19 protein-coding genes are annotated in these 17573 nt (G+C 64.4%); 10 read left to right on the top strand and 9 right to left on the bottom strand.

Translation table 11 applies throughout. The features are described from left to right. Positions 1–28: 28 nt before the first annotated feature. From ACUCV3_RS05685 to ACUCV3_RS05650, 8 genes are all read left to right on the top strand, one after another. Positions 29–295 carry an antitoxin gene (locus ACUCV3_RS05685; protein ID WP_004208096.1) on the top strand — a complete coding sequence of 89 codons (267 nt, stop codon included), beginning with the start codon at positions 29–31 and terminating at the stop codon, positions 293–295. Continuing rightward, the gene (locus tag ACUCV3_RS05680; protein WP_279730597.1) at positions 292–690 is read left to right on the top strand and encodes a type II toxin-antitoxin system VapC family toxin; all 399 of its coding nucleotides are present in this window, start codon (positions 292–294) and stop codon (positions 688–690) included. Before ACUCV3_RS05685 ends, ACUCV3_RS05680 begins: the two co-directional genes overlap by 4 nt. Further along, a complete protein-coding gene (locus tag ACUCV3_RS05675) occupies positions 687–2198 on the top strand; it encodes a serine hydrolase domain-containing protein (protein ID WP_482240418.1) in 1512 nt (503 codons plus the stop codon). Before ACUCV3_RS05680 ends, ACUCV3_RS05675 begins: the two co-directional genes overlap by 4 nt. Positions 2199–2252: 54 nt before the next feature. Next, entirely contained in the window at positions 2253–2525 is a 273-nt protein-coding gene (locus ACUCV3_RS05670) for a hypothetical protein (RefSeq protein WP_010335523.1), read from the top strand. Beyond that, positions 2522–3259, top strand: a complete 738-nt coding sequence (trmD, locus tag ACUCV3_RS05665; protein WP_037517360.1) for a tRNA (guanosine(37)-N1)-methyltransferase TrmD — start codon at positions 2522–2524, stop codon at positions 3257–3259. The genes ACUCV3_RS05670 and trmD overlap by 4 nt, the downstream gene beginning before the upstream one ends. Before the next feature lie 5 nt (positions 3260–3264). Then, positions 3265–3633, top strand: coding sequence for a 50S ribosomal protein L19 (gene rplS, locus ACUCV3_RS05660; RefSeq protein ID WP_004208091.1), 369 nt, complete (start codon positions 3265–3267; stop codon positions 3631–3633). A 326-nt stretch (positions 3634–3959) separates the two neighbouring features. Then, positions 3960–6656, top strand: coding sequence for a TonB-dependent receptor plug domain-containing protein (locus ACUCV3_RS05655; protein WP_347881921.1), 2697 nt, complete (start codon positions 3960–3962; stop codon positions 6654–6656). 68 nt (positions 6657–6724) lie between these two features. Further along, a complete protein-coding gene (locus tag ACUCV3_RS05650; RefSeq protein WP_214862991.1) occupies positions 6725–7240 on the top strand; it encodes a GNAT family N-acetyltransferase in 516 nt (171 codons plus the stop codon). A gap of 1 nt (position 7241) precedes the next feature. Here the strand turns inward: ACUCV3_RS05650 and ACUCV3_RS05645 are convergent, their stop codons facing one another. The 9 genes from ACUCV3_RS05645 to ACUCV3_RS05605 all read right to left on the bottom strand — a co-directional run bounded on the left by ACUCV3_RS05645 (position 7242) and on the right by ACUCV3_RS05605 (position 15158). Further along, positions 7242–8513 carry an MFS transporter gene (locus tag ACUCV3_RS05645; RefSeq protein ID WP_279730602.1) on the bottom strand — a complete coding sequence of 424 codons (1272 nt, stop codon included), beginning with the start codon at positions 8511–8513 and terminating at the stop codon, positions 7242–7244. 172 nt (positions 8514–8685) lie between these two features. Further along, a complete protein-coding gene (locus ACUCV3_RS05640) occupies positions 8686–9483 on the bottom strand; it encodes a TrmH family RNA methyltransferase (RefSeq protein WP_278392727.1) in 798 nt (265 codons plus the stop codon). 88 nt (positions 9484–9571) lie between these two features. Next, entirely contained in the window at positions 9572–10567 is a 996-nt protein-coding gene (locus ACUCV3_RS05635; protein ID WP_279730604.1) for a sensor domain-containing diguanylate cyclase, read from the bottom strand. Positions 10568–10706: 139 nt separating this feature from the next. Continuing rightward, positions 10707–10979 carry an HPr family phosphocarrier protein gene (locus ACUCV3_RS05630; protein ID WP_004208085.1) on the bottom strand — a complete coding sequence of 91 codons (273 nt, stop codon included), beginning with the start codon at positions 10977–10979 and terminating at the stop codon, positions 10707–10709. Continuing rightward, the gene (locus ACUCV3_RS05625; protein ID WP_004208084.1) at positions 10976–11380 is read right to left on the bottom strand and encodes a PTS sugar transporter subunit IIA; all 405 of its coding nucleotides are present in this window, start codon (positions 11378–11380) and stop codon (positions 10976–10978) included. The genes ACUCV3_RS05630 and ACUCV3_RS05625 overlap by 4 nt, the downstream gene beginning before the upstream one ends. Before the next feature lie 22 nt (positions 11381–11402). Beyond that, complete coding sequence (gene rapZ, locus ACUCV3_RS05620) at positions 11403–12341, bottom strand: RNase adapter RapZ (protein ID WP_279730606.1); 939 nt, start codon at positions 12339–12341, stop codon at positions 11403–11405. Then, positions 12338–12772, bottom strand: a complete 435-nt coding sequence (locus ACUCV3_RS05615; protein WP_004208082.1) for an HPr kinase/phosphorylase — start codon at positions 12770–12772, stop codon at positions 12338–12340. The genes rapZ and ACUCV3_RS05615 overlap by 4 nt, the downstream gene beginning before the upstream one ends. A gap of 117 nt (positions 12773–12889) precedes the next feature. Next, the gene (locus tag ACUCV3_RS05610) at positions 12890–14485 is read right to left on the bottom strand and encodes a sensor histidine kinase (RefSeq protein ID WP_010335533.1); all 1596 of its coding nucleotides are present in this window, start codon (positions 14483–14485) and stop codon (positions 12890–12892) included. Beyond that, on the bottom strand, positions 14454–15158 hold the full coding sequence (locus ACUCV3_RS05605; protein WP_004208080.1) for a response regulator transcription factor: 705 nt from the start codon (positions 15156–15158) through the stop codon (positions 14454–14456). Before ACUCV3_RS05605 ends, ACUCV3_RS05610 begins: the two co-directional genes overlap by 32 nt. 284 nt (positions 15159–15442) lie before the next feature. On the opposite strand from ACUCV3_RS05605, the gene ACUCV3_RS05600 reads away from it, so the two are divergent. Then, positions 15443–17044 carry a phosphoenolpyruvate carboxykinase gene (locus ACUCV3_RS05600; RefSeq protein WP_482240417.1) on the top strand — a complete coding sequence of 534 codons (1602 nt, stop codon included), beginning with the start codon at positions 15443–15445 and terminating at the stop codon, positions 17042–17044. A 126-nt stretch (positions 17045–17170) separates the two neighbouring features. Next, positions 17171–17488 (top strand): hypothetical protein, encoded by a 318-nt coding sequence (locus ACUCV3_RS05595; RefSeq protein WP_004208078.1) that lies wholly within the window; start codon positions 17171–17173, stop codon positions 17486–17488. The last annotated feature ends 85 nt before the right edge of the window (positions 17489–17573 follow it).

The following is a 17573-nucleotide window of genomic DNA, read 5'->3' as shown; positions in this document are numbered from 1 at the left end:
ATACGCTCCGTATATACGGAGCTTCTCCATGGGCGAAGAATATCGGGCCAAGGTCTTCAAGTCGGGCAACAGCCTGGCGTTGCGGCTGCCCAAGAGCCTGGGCCTGAATGACGGCGAGGAAGTCGTCATGATACCGCATGCCGATGGCAGCTTTTCCTTCTGGAAGCAGGGGCAGCAGCGCGACATCCTTTTGTCCCTGTTTGGCAGCATGTCGGCGGGCTTCATGGCGGAAGGGCGCGGCGATATCGATCAGGGGGATCGCGATTGGACCGGGCCGGCGTCGTCTGCGGCATGACGCAGATCGCTTATCTGCTCGACACCAATGTTTGCATCGATTTTCTGCTCGGACGGAGCGCCCGTCTGGCCGAGCGGATGGCGGCAGAGTTCGATCGCCTGTCGGTTTCCGCTGTCACCGCTGCCGAATTGCGGGTCGGCAATCGCGGCTCTAGCGATCCGGTCGGCGACCTGCGGCGTGTCGATACATTTCTGGCGCTGCTGAATATCTTGCCCTTCGATGATGCGGCCGCGCGCACCTATGCCGAGATGGTACGCCTGGTGGGGGTGCGCCGTCGGGGTTTCGACCGGTTGATCGGAGCGCAGGCGATGGCGTCGGCCATGGTGCTGGTGACGCGCAACGAAAAGGATTTCGCCGATATTCCCGGCCTGACAGTGGAGGATTGGAGCGCATGATGACCATGGCTGTGCGCATGGTGACCCTGTTGGGATTTCTGTCCATCCTGTCCGCGCCGGCGGTTGCTGCCGATGCCAGGAAGATCGACGCTGCCATCCCCGAGATTGACCGTCTTTTTGCCGATTTCCAGGTCGATAGCCATGCGCCGGGCCTGGTCTATGGCATCGTCGCCGATGGCAGGCTGGTCCATGTGAAGGGCTTTGGGGCGCAGGATCTGGTGCAGAAGCGGCCGGTGACGGCCGACAGTCTGTTTCGTATCGCCTCCATGACCAAGGCGTTCACGGCGCTGTCGATCCTGAAGCTGCGCGAAGAGGGCAAGCTCTCGCTTGACGATCTGGCCGAGGCTTATGTGCCGGAAATGCGCGGCTGGACCTATGCGACCAAGGATAGTCCGCGCATCCGCATCCGCGACCTGCTGACGCACAGCGCGGGCTTTGTCGACGATAATCCGTGGGGCGACCGGCAGACGCCGCTGCCCGACGCGGACTTCACCCGGATGCTGGAGCAGGGCGTGCCGATGAGCAGCGCGCCGGCGACTCATTATGAATATTCCAACTTCGGCTATGCGCTGCTGGGGCGGATCATCGCCAATGTCTCGGGCATGCCCTATCGCCGCTATGTCGAGCAGAGCCTGTTGACGCCGCTGGGCATGGCGTCGAGCGGCTATCAGCTGAGCGAATGGCCGGTTGCGCGGCGGTCGCTCGGCTATCGCTGGGAAGATGGGCGCTGGAAGCGCGAGCCCGATATGGCCGATGGCGCCTTTGGCGCGATGGGCGGGCTGCAGACCAGTGCCAATGACTATGCTCGCTGGGTGGCCTTTCTGCTGTCGGCCTGGCCGCCGCGCGACGATGCGGAGAGCGGCCCGGTCAGCCGGGCGTCGGTGCGGATGCTGGCGGAGGGCAGCAATTTCATGAGCGTCGGCCAGCGCAACGGCAAGAGCGGGGCGACCGCCTGCCGCCAGGCGGCGGCCTATGGCTTTGCCATGCGGATTGCGCAGGATTGCGACCTGGGGCTGACCCTGTCCCATGGCGGCGGCTATCCCGGCTATGGCAGCCATGTGATGCTGATGCCGGATTATGGTGTCGGCATCTTCGTCTTCACCAATCGCACCTATAATGGCGGGGCGGGCGCGGCCTGGGATGCGGCGATGCTGTTGCAGAAGGCGGGCGCGCTGATCGCGCGGGACGTGCCGGTCAGTCCGCTGCTAGCGCAGGGCTATGCCGCGGCGGGGCGCATCTATGCGTCGGGCGATGTGCTGGCCGCCCGCGACAATCTGGCGATGAATTTCCTCATGGACGCCGATGCGGTGCATTGGGGCAAGCGCCTGGCGGCGTTGAAGGGAGAGGTGGGTAACTGTGCGGTCGATGCACCGCTGAGCGCGACCGGCAATCTGTCGGGCAAGTTCACCTGGACCTGCGAGAAGGGGCGGGTGGCGGGCAGCCTGTTGCTGGCGCCGACCGCCGACGCGGAAATCCAGGAACTGAAACTGGAGGTCAAGGCGCCCTGAGGCGCGGGCGATCGACAGTTCCCCCTGCGGCGAAAATGCTCTAGGCGCGCAGCCATGGCGCAAATTTTGACCGCAATCTATCTGCTGATGATGCTGGCTGGCGGCTGGCGGCTGTTCGGCCTTGGCTGGCCGCTCTGGGTGAAGGGGCTGGTGGCGATCGGGCTGGTCTGTCCCCTGCCGCTGCTGGTGCTGCTGCCGGGCATGCTGCATCCCGAACGGCCCTTTGCCGACATGCTGCGGATGATCGGCTTCGTGATGATGGGCTGCGGTGCGCTCTGCCTGATTGGCGGCCTGTCTGCCGCCCGGCTGCGGGCGCGCCGGCGATGAGCTTTGCGGCCCAGATCCTGACCCTCTATCCCGAGATGTTTCCGGGCCCCCTGGGCGTGTCGTTGGCCGGGCGGGCGCTGGCCGAGGGGAAATGGTCGTGCGACCCGATCCAGATGCGCGGCTTTGCGACCGACAAGCATCGCACCGTCGACGATACGCCGGCCGGGGGCGGGGCGGGCATGGTGCTGAAGCCTGACATATTGGCGCGGGGCATCGACCATGCGCTGGCGCAGCGGCCCGACCTGCCGATCCTGGCGATGACGCCGCGCGGCAAGCCGATCACGCAGGCGCGGATCCGTGCGCTGGCGGATGGTCCCGGCGTGACCTTGCTGTGCGGGCGATTCGAGGGCTTTGACGAGCGGATTTTCGAGGCCCGACCGATCGAGCAGATATCGATGGGCGACATCATCCTGTCCGGCGGGGAAATGGGCGCGCTGATGCTGCTGGATGCTTGCATCCGCCTGCTTCCCGGTGTAATGGGCGCCGCTTCCAGCGGTGTCGAGGAATCCTTTGAAACGGGGCTTCTTGAATATCCGCATTATACCCGACCGGTTGAATGGGAGGGGCGCAGGATTCCCGAAGTGTTGCGATCGGGGGATCATGCGAAGATCGCCGCCTGGCGGAAACAACAGGCGGAGGCAGATACACGGCTAAGGCGGCCGGACCTTTGGGAACGCCATATCGGTGTTCGGGACCAGTCGCCCTCTGGTGCGCAACGCGAAAATAAGGACTGAGTTACATGAACTTGATCCAGCAGATCGAGGCCGAAAACATTGCCGCCCTGGCGAAGGAAATCCCCGATTTCCGTCCCGGTGACACCCTGCGCGTCGGCGTGAAGGTTGTCGAAGGCGAGCGCAGCCGCGTCCAGAACTATGAAGGCGTCTGCATTGCCCGTTCCAACAAGGGCATGGGCAGCAACTTCACTGTGCGCAAGATTTCGTTCGGCGAAGGCGTGGAGCGCGTGTTCCCGCTCTACTCGCCCAACCTCGATTCGATCACCGTCGTTCGTCGCGGTGTCGTGCGTCGTGCCAAGCTCTATTATCTGCGTGGCCGCACCGGCAAGCGCGCTCGTATCGCCGAGCGCCGCGATACCCGCACCGAAGGTTGATCCTTCAAAACTGTCCTTGACAGTTGTAAAAATGAAACAGGCGGTGGCCCCCGGGGCCGCCGCCTTTTTCTTTGTGTTACAATGATTTGACACGCTGTTTTACGGCGCGAATTATTGCGCGTGCGAACAAATTTTTGCGGCCGCCCAAAGGGCCATTTCGCAGTCGATGCAATTATGCCAGCCTGATATTTCCAGATGTTACTGAGTGAAACGCACTGAAATTTACGATTTCAGAAACGGATAGTTGCGTCCATTCCGATCTCATCCGGCAACAAGAAGAGGGGGGTGTCGAAAGGTCTCTAAAAAAAGAAATAGGGGGCTTTTTGATGAAGTATCAGGGTCTGTTTTCATGCAGTGCGATTGCCATTGCACTGTCCTATTCAATGCCTGTTCTTGCGCAGGATGTTGCGCCCCAGGCGGCCGCAGCGGAAACGCCCGGCCAGACGATCATCGTCACCGGCACGCGGCGTACCGACCGTACCGTCGCCGAATCGCCGACGCCGATCGATGTCTATTCCGGCGAGGAACTGCAGAAGCAGGGCGTCGCCGACATGAACCAGGTGATCCAGAACCTGGTCCCGTCCTTCTCGGTGGCGCGCTATGCCATTGGTGACGGCTCCTCCTTCGTCCGGCCGCCCAACCTGCGCGGGCTGGCGCCCGACCAGACGCTGGTGATGGTGAACGGCAAGCGCATGCACCGTTCCGCGCTGGTGCAGATCGGCGCGAACGCCCAGTCCGCTGGCGCCCATTCGGCCGACCTTGCGCAGATTCCGGCGATTGCGGTGCGCAGCGTCGAAGTGCTGCGCGACGGCGCTTCGGCCCAATATGGTTCCGACGCGATCGCGGGCGTCATCAACATGGCGCTGCGCGACGATACCGACGGCATTTCGGGCTATGCCCGCTATGGCCAATATTATCGCGGCGATGGCGAGGATTATCAGGTCGCGCTGAACGGTGGTTTCAAGCTGGGCGACAATGGCTTCATCAACATCAGCGGCGAATATGTGAACGCCGGCAAGACCAGCCGCGGCGTCACCCGACCCGGCGCGCTGGAACTGTCGCAGGAGCAGCCCGACATCGGCGTACCCAAGCTGGCGCAGCGCTATGGCAATCCGAAGATGGAATCCTATCGATTCTTCGTGAATGGCGGCTTCGACCTGGGCGACGACAGCAGCATCTACTTCTTTGGCAATTATGGCCACAGCTTCCAGGAAGAGAGCTTCAACTATCGCCAGTCGGTCAATTCCGCCAATTTCGGCCTCAACGGCATCTTCAACGACTATTTTACCGATTTCGACAATACGACACCGGGCATCCAGACCGGCGCGGCGGGCGGCAATGTCTATGCGCCCAACGATTATGACCCCACGACGCGGGATTATACGCAGGTGTCGGATTGCTCCGATCCGCTGGTGCAGAACTGGAGCTGCGTCTATTCGGGCGGCTTCACGCCGATCTTCTTCGGCAAGATCGACGATATTTCGGGCACCGTCGGCTACAAGGGCACGCTCGGCTTTGGCCTGAACTACGACCTGTCGGGCAGCTATGGCCAGTCCACGCTGAAATATACCATGAACGGCACGATGAACCCGTCGCTGGGCATCACGTCGCCGACCGAATTCTACCTCGGCAAGCTGGAACAGCGCGAAACGCTGTTCAATGCGGATTTCAGCTATCCCTGGGAAGTCGGGCTGGCGAGCCCGATCACGATCGCCTTTGGCGGGCAATATTTCCGGGAATCCTATGAACTGGGTCTGGGCGACGCCGCTTCCTATGCGATCGGGCCCTATACCGGGAACCTGGTCTTCCATCAGGATGGCACGGCGGTGCTGAACGCGGACGGCAGCCAGCTCTCGGTCGCGCTGCCGGTCGGCGCCAATGGTTTCCCCGGCTATGGTCCGGCGATCGCGGGTGAGAGCAGCCGCAATTCCAAGGGCCTCTACATCGACGTCGAAGGTGACATCACCGAAGCCTTCTCGCTGGGTTTTGCCGGCCGCTACGAGCATCTGTCCGATTTCGGCAATTCGACCACGGGCAAGGTGTCGGCACGCTACGCCATCGTGCCGGATGTGTTCGCGGTTCGCGGCACGCTGTCGACCGGCTTCCGTGCGCCGACGCCGGGCCAGACCAACACCAGCAGCATCGCGACCACCTTCAATCCGGGCAATCCCAACGCGATCGAGTTCATGACGCTGCCGGTCGCCAGCCCGGTCGCCCAATATCTGGGCGCGGTGCCGCTGAAGCCGGAAGAGTCGGTCAGCTTCTCGGCCGGTACGGTGTTCACGCCAGCCCCCGGCGCGTCGCTGACGATCGACTATTACAACATCAAGGTGAAGGACCGCATCGGCACCACCGGATCGCGGGTGATCACCGACGATCAGCGGCCCGAACTTCAGGCGCTGGGCCTGGCCAACTATGCCACGGTCAACGAGGTGCAGTTCCTGACCAATGCCTTCGATACCCGGACCCAGGGTGTCGACGTGGTCGGCAGCTATCGCTTCTCGACCGACAGCATGGGGACGTTCAACACCACGCTGGCCTTCAACTACAACAAGACGAAGGTCATCCGCGTCGGGCTGGACCCCGATACCGGATCGCCGATCATCAGCGACACGCGCATCATGCAGCTGCAGAATACGCTGCCCAAGACGCGCGTGATCCTGACCGAGAACTGGACCAGCGGCGCGCTGTCGGTGCTCGGCCGGGCGAACTGGTATGGCAAGTACAAGGTCTATGACGACGGCACCGGTGCGAACGGTGAAAGCTATGTCAATCAGAGCTTTGGCAGCGAGTTCGTGTTCGATCTGGAAGTCAGCTATCAGCTCAATGACAATTTCACGCTGAGTGCCGGCGCGCAGAACCTGTTCAGCAACTATCCCGACAAATATGACAATCGAGACGGCGGGCTGGGGCCGGTCTATGCGTCGACGGGTGGTCGCTTCACCGGTGACATCTATCCCGACGTATCGCCCTTCGGCTTCAACGGCGGCTTCTGGTATGCGAAGGTCGGATTCAAGTTCTGATCCCGCATCATCATGATCCGATCGGCCGGTCCCTTGCGGGGCCGGCCGATTTCGTTGCAGGAGGGGTCATGTCCTTGACCAACCGCCTGGCGACCGCCGCCGACGAACCCGCTTTGTCCACCCTGATGACGCTGGCCATCGAGCAATTGCAGTCGGCCTATCTAACCGCTGCGCAGGTACAAGCCAGCCATGGCTTCATGGGGCTGGACCGGCGGCTGATCGGTGACCGGACCTATTTCGTGGTGGAGGCGGAGGGCGCGATCGCCGGATGTGGCGGATGGAGCCGCCGGGCGACCGCCTATGGCGGCGACCACACGGCCGGGCGCGACGACCGCATGCTCGACCCCGCGACCGAGGCGGCGAAGGTGCGGGCGATGTACACCCATCCCGACCATGTCCGCAAAGGGGTCGGCACGACCATCCTGGCGCTGTGCGAGGCGGCCGCGCGGCGGGAGGGCTTTGCCGCGCTGGAATTGTCGGCGACGATGGCGGGCGTGCCGCTCTATCGCAGCTTCGGGTTCATCGACGTCCGCCCGTTCGAGGATAGTGGCGTGCCGATGATCCTGATGCGCAAGGCAATCTGATTCAGCTGCGGCTGGTCCACCACAGGCCCGCCAGGCTGATGAGCGCGGCCGCCGACATATAGAGGCCGACCAGCGCAACACCCTGCATGCCGATCAGCCAGGTCGCGACGATCGGCGCCAGCGCGCCGCCCAATATGCCGCCCAGATTGAAGGCGAAGGACGCCCCGGTATAGCGCAGCTGGGTCGGGAAGAGGGCGGGCAGATAGGCGCCGAGCGGGCCGTAGATGAAGCCCATCACGAACAGAGCGAGGCTGAGCGCGACGAAGATCGGCAGTAGCGCCGCGGTGCCGATCAGCGGGCCGAAGATGATGCCCATCAGCAACGTGCCGGCACAGCCCCAGGCGAGGACGCGGGTGGGGCTGCTCTTGTCCGACCACCAGCCGGCGATCACGATGCTGAGCGCCATGAACATGATCGCGCCAAGCTGGATCGCAAGGAAGATTTCCCGGTCGATCTTGAGCGCGGTGGTGCCATAGCCCAGCGCGAAGGCGGTCGCGATATAATAGACGGCGAAGCAGGCGGCGCAGGCGAAGGTGCCGGCGATGGCCGCGCCCAGATGGGTCGAGAGCAGGGTGGCAAGCGGCACGGCCGGCGGCGGTGCTTCTTGCTGCGCGGCGGCGAATTCCGGCGTCTCGGTGAGCTTGAGGCGGACCCAGAGGCCCAGGATCACGAGGACCGAACTGCCCAGGAACGGCAGGCGCCAGCCCCAGGCAAAGAATTCCGCATCGGTCAGGAAGGCGCCGAGCAGCAGGAACAGGCCGTTGGCGGCGATGAAGCCTACTGGGGCGCCCAGTTGCGGGAACATGCCGAAGCGGGCGCGCCAGCCTTCGGGCGCATTCTCGACCGCCAGCAGCGCCGCGCCGCCCCATTCGCCGCCCAGACCAAAGCCCTGGCCGAAACGCAGCACGCACAGGATCAGCGGCGCCCAGAAGCCGATCATGAGATAGGTCGGCAGGAAGCCGATCAGCAATGTGCAGCCGCCCATCAGCATCAGCGAGGTGACGAGCGTCGCCTTGCGCCCGATGCGGTCGCCATAATGGCCGAAGACGGCGGCGCCGAGCGGCCGGGCGAGGAAGGCGAGGGCGAGGCTGCCATAGGAAGCCATCAACTGCGCCGAGGGCGAGGAGGCCGGGAAGAAGAGCGAGGGGAAGATCAGGCTGGCGGCGGTGGCGTAGATATAGAAGTCGTAAAATTCGACCGCCGTGCCGATGAGGCTGGCCGCCAGCACCCGCTTGTGCAGCCACATTGCGCCCATGCCGCTCGTCTTCGTCATCGCCCCCATCCTTCTCAATCCGTTCGCGCCGCCATCCTCCCCTGCAAGGGGAGGGGGACCATTTGCCTGGCAAATGGTGGAGGGGTGGTGCCGCGCGCGATAGGGCGACACCCCTCCGTCAGGGCTTCGCCCTGCCATCTCCCCTTGCAGGGAAGGATGATGACATTCGCCTCTATTTCCGTCGTTTCTGGTTCAGCAGCTCATAGGCCATGACCGCCGTCGCGACCGCGGCGTTGAGGCTGTCGGCCTTGCCCAGCATCGGCATCTTCACCAACTGGTCGCATTCGGCTTCGTAGCTTTCGGGCAGGCCCTGCGCCTCATTGCCGACCAGCAGGAAGCTGGGGCTCTGATAGCTCGGTTCCTGATAATCCTGGGTCGCTTTCAGGCTGGTGCCGATCAGTTCGCCCGGGCCCTGGCGCAGCCAGTGCATGAATTCGCCCCAGCGCGCCTGGGTGATCGACTGGGTGAACAGGGCGCCCATGCTGGCGCGCACCGATTCGACCGAGAAGGGGTCGACGCAATCGTCGATCAGGATGAGGCCGCCGGCACCGACCGCGTCGCCGGTGCGCAATATGGTGCCGAGATTGCCGGGGTCGCGCAGCGACTGGGCGACGATCCAGATGTCGGCGGTGTTGCGATCGAGCTTCTCCAGCGGGGTCAGTCGGTCGCGATAGACGCCGACCACGGCCTGGGCATTATCCTTGCCGCTGATCTTGGACAGGATGTCGGGCGTGGTTTCGATCACGTCGCCGCCGTCCGCTTCGATCGCGTCGATCAGGTCGAGCGCGAGCGGGTGGGTGGAGCCGGCATGGAATAACATTTCGGGCAGCACGCCTTCCTCGCGCGCTTCGGTCAGGATGCGCAGCCCTTCGGCCAGAAACAGCCCTTCGGCCTTGCGATATTTCTTTTCCCGCAGCGAGCGCACGCGCTTGACCAGCGGGTTGGAAAAACCGGTGATTTCGCGTGCCACGTTCTGCGTCCTGCCTTCTGGTCCGCGACCAGTGCGGACGAAGCGGTCTCTCTATCGAGGGAATGGGAAAAAGGACAGCCTTTCGGTGTCAGCCGGGCTGGGCGGCGTCCGTTTTCGCGATGACCACGCGATTGCGACCGCCATGCTTGGCCGCATAGAGGGCAACATCGGCGGCGGCGATCCAGGCGTCGCTGCTGATCCGGTCAGGCCCGATCTCGGCAATGCCGAAGCTGGCGGTGACGCGCAGCGGCGGGATGTGGGCGATTTCCAGCGCGGCGATGGCATCGCAGAAACGCTGGGCGGCGGCCCCGGCCTGCGCCGCATTGCTTTCAGGGAGCAGCACGCCGAACTCTTCCCCGCCAAGCCGGCCCAATATGTCGTTCGGGCGCTTGGTCCGGTCGCAACAGGCGGCGACCTCGCGGATCACGACATCGCCGGCGGGGTGGCCGTGGCTGTCATTGACCCGCTTGAAATGATCGATGTCGAACAGCAGCAGGCTGGCCGGACGCGCATAGCGGCGGAAGAGGGCGATATGCTTGTCCATTTCCGCCACGAAGGCGCGGCGGGTGAGGGCGCCGCTCAGATGGTCGCGCTCGGCAATGCGGCGCAGTTCCAGTTGCTCCACCACCAGCGCGCCGAGATTTTCGAGGATGGCGATCTGGCCGGGATCAAATTCGCGCGGCACGGTATCGATCGCGCAGAGGGTGCCGACATTATAGCCGTCGGGCGTCGCCAGCGGGACACCGGCATAGCTGCGGATATTGGGATCGCCGGTGACCAGCGGATTGCTGCTGAAGCGCTGGTCGGAACAGGCATCGGGCACGACCATCGGCACACGGTCGCGGATGGTGTGGTTGCAGAAGGCGATGTCGCGCGGGGTTTCGGTCGCGTCGATGCCGGTGCGCGACTTGAACCATTGGCGATCGCCGTCGATCAGCGACACGACCGACATCGGCACGCCCAGGATCGACCGGACAAGCTGGGTGATGCGATCAAAGGCGGGCTCGGGCGGCGTGTCGAGAATTTCATAGCGCCCGAGCGCGGCCAGGCGGGCGGCTTCGTCGTTCAATTTCGTGTCGAGCATGGCGCCTATCCACTTGAACCGGTGGCGAATGCTGCCTCCCGATCAGCGGTCGCCCTATGTCGCAAGATGGGGCGGCGGGGCCGTGACGTCAATGTCGGGATGGGAACCCGTCGCGGCAACGCGGCCGCTGGTCGCGTGCCTATTCCTCGCCGAACTTGTCTTCGACCAGGGCTACGAGTTGGTGCAGGCTGTCATGCGCGTCGGGGCCGGCGGCGCTGATGGTGATGCTGTCGCCCATGGCGGCGCCGAGCATCATCAGGCCCATGATCGATGTGCCGGTGACTTCGCTGCCATCCTTGCTGACGGTGATCTGGGCGGGCAGGCCGCTGGCCAGGGTCACGAATTTCGCGCTGGCGCGGGCGTGGAGGCCGCGCTTGTTGCTGATCCTGACTTCCCGGCTGATATCATTCATGAGGTGCTGCCCAGCAATTCCGATGCGACGCTGATATATTTCTGGCCTGCTTCGCGGGCAGCGGCGACGGCGGCGCGCACGTCCATCACCTTGCGGGCGCTTTCCAGGCGGATGAGCATGGGCAGGTTGATGCCCGCGATCACCTCGATCTCGCCGGCCTTGAGCAGCGAGATGGCGAGGTTGGACGGGGTGCCGCCGAACAGGTCGGTTAGCAGGATGACGCCGGCGCCGTCATTGACGCGCGCGACCGCCGCCGCGATGTCCGCGCGGCGCAATTCCATGTCATCTTCCGGCCCGATGCAGATCGTTTCGATCTGCTGTTGCGGTCCCACGACATGTTCCATGGCCACGACGAATTCCGTCGCAAGCGACCCATGGGTGACGAGTACGAGTCCGATCATCTGCTTCCGCGGCCCACCTTTGTCATGATATTGCTTTCGGGCCTCCCGGTCTGCGCTTCTCCAGACTGTCCTGGGGCGCTGATTCCATATTGCGGTGCGAGACGGTGGGCGAAAAGCCCGCATCTTGCAAGTATCTAGCGACATGTTCGGCGACATGGACCGAGCGATGGCGCCCGCCGGTGCAGCCGAAAGCCACGGTAATATAGGTTTTGCCGGCTTCGGCGTAGCGCGGCAGCAGGGTCGTCAGCAGATCCTGGATTTTGCCCAGCGCCTCCTGATAGGCCGGGTCGGCCTGGATATAGGCGGCGACATCGGCGTCGAGGCCGGTCTTGGGGCGCAAATCCTCGTCCCAGAAGGGGTTGCGCAGGAAGCGCATGTCGAACATCAGGTCGACATTGCGCGGCACGCCGCGCGAATAGCCGAAGGAGAGGATGGAGAGAACTGGATCCGACAGCTGTTCGCGGGCGAAGCGGGCGCGCATTTCCTGCTGCAGCGCATTGGTCGACAGGCTGGTGGTGTCGATCAGCTGGGCCGACCAGCGGCGCAGCGGTTCGGTCAGTTCGCGTTCGCGCGCGATGCCGTCGGCGGCCGGGCGATCCTGCGCCAGCGGGTGGCGGCGACGGGTTTCGGCATAGCGGCGTTCCAGCTCGGCGCCCGAGCAGTCGAGGAACAATGTCTCGATATCATGGCCATGGCGTTCGCGCAGCGCCTTGATCCGCTGGACGATGGCATTGGCGTCGAAGCCGCGGGTGCGTGCGTCGATGCCGAGCGCCAGCGGCCGGTCATCCTCGCCGCCATGACCGGCGGGCAGGGGCGTGTCGAGCAGGCGGTCGAGCAGCACCAGCGGCAGATTGTCCACCACTTCCCAGCCCATATCCTCCAGCGTCTTGAGCGCCGTGGTCTTGCCGGCGCCCGACAGGCCGGAGACGAGCAGGATGGTCTTGGGCGCGCTATCGCTCATGTCTTGCCCAGGGCCTTGAGCGCGAGTTCGACCTTGATCGGGGCGGACGCCTCATGCGCGACGACGGCGACCAGCGGAATTTCGACTCCGGCGATGGTGCGGGTGGCGGCGTGCATCGGCATGCGTTCGACCGTTTCGGCCAGATCGACGATCAGCGCGACCGGCGAATCGCCGACATGGGGCACGGGCACGATGCCGATGCCGCGCACTTCCATCTTGCCGCTGATGGTTTCGGGGGCGGTGGCGATCAGCCGGCCGTCGACCCGCTTGAGCAGGGTATAATCGTCGGAAACCAGCGTCGCACCGCGATCGATCAGGCGCAGGGCGAGGTCGGACTTGCCCATGCCGCTGGCGCCATAGAGCAGCACCGAGCGTCCCTCGATCGCGACGGTCGTTGCGTGAAGCGTCTCTGATGAAAGTGCCCGCACCATGTTCCCCTGCCTTCCTGCTTCTAGCCCCAGTTCGCCGCGTTGGAAATCGAATTGCGTCGATTCACGCGACATCGCAGCGGAGTATTGTGGCCAGCAGGAATGAACAGCTTATTGCTTTCATTCGGACATTATGCCGGGGTCGCGTTCCACGGCCATGGGAAGACGGACGATGAAGCGGGCGCCGCTCTGCATGTCCTCGCGATCGGCGATGCTGATCTTGCCCTGATGCCCCTCGACGATCGAGCGGGCGATGGCGAGGCCGAGACCCGAATGCTTGCCGAACGCCTCGCCTTCCGGGCGGACGCTATGGAAACGGCGGAAGACATGCTCGCGCTCGCCCTCGGGGACGCCGGGGCCTTCATCCTCGACGCTGACCAGTACTTCATTGTCGGCGACGGTGGCGATGATCTGGACCAGCCCGTCGTCGGGCGAGAAGGAAATGGCATTGTCGATCAGATTGTCGAGCACGCGCACGATCCGCTGTTCCTCGCCCAAAACGACGGCGACTTCCTTGCGCGGGCGGGCGAAGGCGAGGCGGATGCCGCGCGGCACGCCGCGTGCTTCGCGGGCGAGCACCATGCGCTCGATCAGCAGGCCAAGGTCGATCGGCTCGAACCGGGTGCGGGACAATTGGGCGTCGATGCGGGAGGCTTCGGCGATGTCGGTGACGAGCCGGTCGAGCCGGCGGACATCATCCTGTGCGATCGCCATCAACTGGTCGCGCAGGTCCGGCCGGTCCACCCGTTCGAGCGAATCGAGCGCGGAGCGGAGTGAGGCGATCGGGTTCTTGAGTTCATGGCTGACGTCGGCGGCGAAGGCGTCGGTCGCGTCGATCCGCTGGCGCAGCGCATGGCTCATGTCCGACAGGGCGCGGGCGAGCATGCCGATCTCGTCGCGCCGCTCGGGCAGGCGGGGCACGGTGACCTCCCGCGCGCGGCCGAGGCGAACGCGCACGGCGGCACGGGCCAGGCGCTGAAGCGGTTGGACGATGGTGCGGGCGAGGAACAACGACAGCAGCACCGAGGCGAGGACGGCGGCGGCCAGCACGATGCCCAGGCGGAGGCGTTCGGCGCGGACGATGCGGGTGATGTCGCGCGCATTTTCGGTCGCGAGCAGGCCCGAACCGTCGCGCACGGCGACGGCGGCCGAGATCATGAAGGTACGGTCGGGCGCGTAGCGGTTCATCGCCTGGGGCTGGCGCGTCTTGGCGGCCAGCACCAGTTCGGGCCAGGCGCTGGCGCGATCGACGGCGGGTTCCTCGAAATTGGGCGGGCGATCGGCGGAGACGACACGGTCGACCGCCTTGTCGAGGAAGCGGGCGACATGACGCTGCCATTCCTCTTCCGAGGGCAGGCGCAGCCGATAGCGCGGCGCATCCATGGCGAAGCTGTCGGCCATCAGATTGCCGGCCGCGTCATAGCGGCGCACCCGGTCACCGGTCTGACGCGCATAGGCGGCGATCAGCGCATTCTGCCGGTCGGCAGGCGCGTTTTCCAGGCCAATGGCGAGCAGCTTCAGCTCGCGCGCCGACTGTTCCAGCCGATCGTCGACGATCCGCGTGCGATAGCTGTCCAGATAGAAGAAGCCGCCCGCCAGCAGGGCGAGCGCGAAGACATTGACCGCCAGGATGCGCGGGGTGAGGCTCAATCGCCCCGACCAGCGCACCGCGAGCGGTGCGTCCTCATTCTTCGGAGAAGCGGTATCCGGCGCCATAGAGCGTGTCGATTGCGTTGAAGTCAGGGTCTACCTCTCGGAATTTGCGACGCAGCCGCTTGATATGGCTGTCGATCGTGCGGTCGTCGACATAGACGTCGTCCTGATAGGCGGCGTCCATGAGCTGGTTGCGGTTCTTCACCACGCCGGGCCGTGCAGCAAGGGTTTCCAGGATCAGGAATTCGGTGACGGTCAGCGTCACATCCTTGCCGTCCCATTTCACCCGGTGGCGGGGCGGGTCCATCTCCAGCCGGCCGCGCACGATCGGATCGGACGGCGGTTCGTCGGCGGCTTCGGGCGTGCGGCTGATTTCTGCGCGGCGCAGGATGGCGCGGATGCGCGCGATCAGCAGCCGCTGCGAGAAGGGCTTGGAGATATAATCGTCCGCGCCCATGGCCAAGCCCAGCGCCTCGTCCAGCTCGTCCGCCTTGGAGGTCAGGAAGATGACCGGCATCTGGCTCTTTTCGCGCAGGCGGCGCAGCAGTTCCAGCCCATCCATCTGCGGCATCTTGATGTCGAACACGCCAAGGTCGGCCGGATTGTCGGTCAGCGCCTTCAGCGCAGCTTCCGGGTCGGTATAGATGCGCGTGACGAACCCTTCGGTCTGCAGCGCGATCGACACCGACGTCAGGATATTCTTGTCATCATCCACCAGCGCGATGGTTGCGGTCATGCTGCGTCCCGGAACGTCATGATAAAATGGGTGAAGGCATCCAGCGTTAGACGATGGCTGCCGGGCCTGCAAGGAAGGGGCGTTGCAATTGTTGCTGCGACCCGTGCGTCGTTTTTCGGGACGGGCTGTGGTTCGCCCCTATTTGACGGCCGTAGCGCAAAGCCCTATGCCGGTATGGCTTGAAGGGGAGGATGTCCGCGCGACAAGGATCGCGGCGCTCCCGGACGGGCCGGTCGCATAAAAAGACAAGCGACTAAGGGACTTTTTACATCAGGAGCTAAGGCGTGCAGGCCAAATCCTCAATCACCCTGGTCGACCAGGGCATCTCCACCCATGCCACCCAGTATTGGAACCTCGGCACTGCGCCGCTGGTCGAGGCCGCGCTTGCCAATGGCGAGGGCATTTTGGCCAAGGACGGCCCGCTGGTCGTCAAGACCGGCAAGCACACCGGCCGCAGCGCCAGCGACAAGTTCATCGTCCAGGATGCCGAAACGCAGGACACCGTCTGGTGGGGCAAGACCAATGTGCCGATGACGCCGGCGCATTTCGCCGCGCTGAAGGAGGATTTCTTCAAGGCGCTGGGCGAGAAGGACAAGCTCTATGTTGCGGACCTCTATGGCGGGTCGCAGCCCGAATATCGGGTCAATGTGCGCGTCATCAACGAGTTCGCCTGGCATAACTTGTTCATCCGCACCCTGCTGGTGCGGCCCGAGGCGGCGGCGCTGGCCGACTTCGCACCCGAATATACCATCATCGACCTGCCGACCTTCGTCGCCGATCCGGCGCGCCATGGCTGCCGCAGCGAGACGGTGATCGCGGTCAACTTCACCGAGAAGCTGATCCTGATCGGCGGCACCCGCTATGCCGGCGAAATGAAGAAGTCGGTGTTCGGCATCCTCAATTATCTGCTGCCGACCAAGGGCGTGATGCCGATGCACTGTTCGGCCAATATCGGCCCGAATGGCGACACGGCCGTCTTCTTCGGCCTGAGCGGCACCGGCAAGACGACGCTGTCGGCAGATGCCAGCCGCACGCTGATCGGCGATGACGAGCATGGCTGGTCGGACCAGGCGGTCTTCAATTTCGAGGGCGGCTGCTATGCCAAGATGATCAACCTGTCGGCCGAGGCCGAGCCGGAAATCTTCGCCACCACCAAGCGGTTCGGCACGGTGCTGGAAAATGTCGTGATCGACGAGGAAAGCCGCGAGATCGACCTGGACGACAACTCGCTGGCCGAGAATAGCCGCGGTTCCTACCCGATCGACTTCATCCCGAACACGTCGGAGAAGAATCTGGGGCCGGTGCCCAAGAACATCATCTTCCTGACCGCTGACGCCTATGGGGTTCTGCCGCCGATCGCGCGGCTGACCCCGGAACAGGCGATGTATCACTTCTTGTCCGGTTACACCGCGCGCGTCGCGGGCACCGAGATTGGCGTGACCGAGCCGACCGCTACCTTCTCGACCTGCTTCGGCGCACCCTTCATGCCGCGCCACCCCAGCGTCTATGGCAATCTGCTGAAAGAGCGGATCAACAAGGGCGGGGTCACCTGCTGGCTGGTCAACACCGGCTGGGCCGGTGGCAAGGCGACCATGCCGGGGATCAAGCGCATGCCGATCAAGGTGACGCGCGCGCTGCTCAACGCGGCGCTCGACGGCAGCCTGAACAGCGCCGAATTCCGCACCGATCCCAATTTCGGGTTCGAGGTGCCGGTGGCGGTCAATGGCGTCGACAGCCAGATCCTCGACCCGCGCGCGATGTGGGCGGACAAGGACGGCTATGACGCGACGGCGGCGACGCTGGTGAAGGCCTTTGTCGACAATTTCGCCCAGTTCGAGGCGCATGTCGACGATGGCGTGCGCAGCGCGGCGCTGACGGCGGCCTGAATGGGCGCCTGATCGGACGCAGCAATGTAGTGAAGGGGCCGGGGCGGGAACGCTCCGGCTCTTTTGCTTTTGGCGGGGCGCGCGGCGGTGCTATGCTGTCCGCCTATCATGGCAGCGGAGATTAGCATGGGCATGTTCGACAATCTGATGGGCAATCTGGGCGGGCTGGAAGCGATCGCGCAGAAGGTCGGGCTGGAGCCGGAACAGATGCAGGGCCTGCTGAACGAGATCGGCGCCAAGATCGGCAGCGGCGAGACCAGCGTGTCGGCACTGGCCGAGACGGCGGCCGAGCATGGCGTGTCGGCCGATGCGCTGCAGCAGTTGCTGGGCCAGTTTGGCGGGCCGGAGGCGATATTGGGCCAGCTCGGCGGCTTCCTGGACCGCGATGGCGACGGCAATCCGCTCAACGAGCTGAGTGGCCTGGCCAAGGGGCTGTTCGGCTGAGGACGCTACGGGGCGGCAAAAGCCCGCCCTTGGTCGCCCCCAAGTTTTTTTGGCCTTGCCTTCGCGATGCGGTGGGGCCATTTGC

Source organism: Sphingobium sp. VMM (assembly GCF_056790315.1).
Note: the sequence above shows the minus strand (reverse complement) of the source record. Positions and strands in the feature narration are given on the sequence as shown.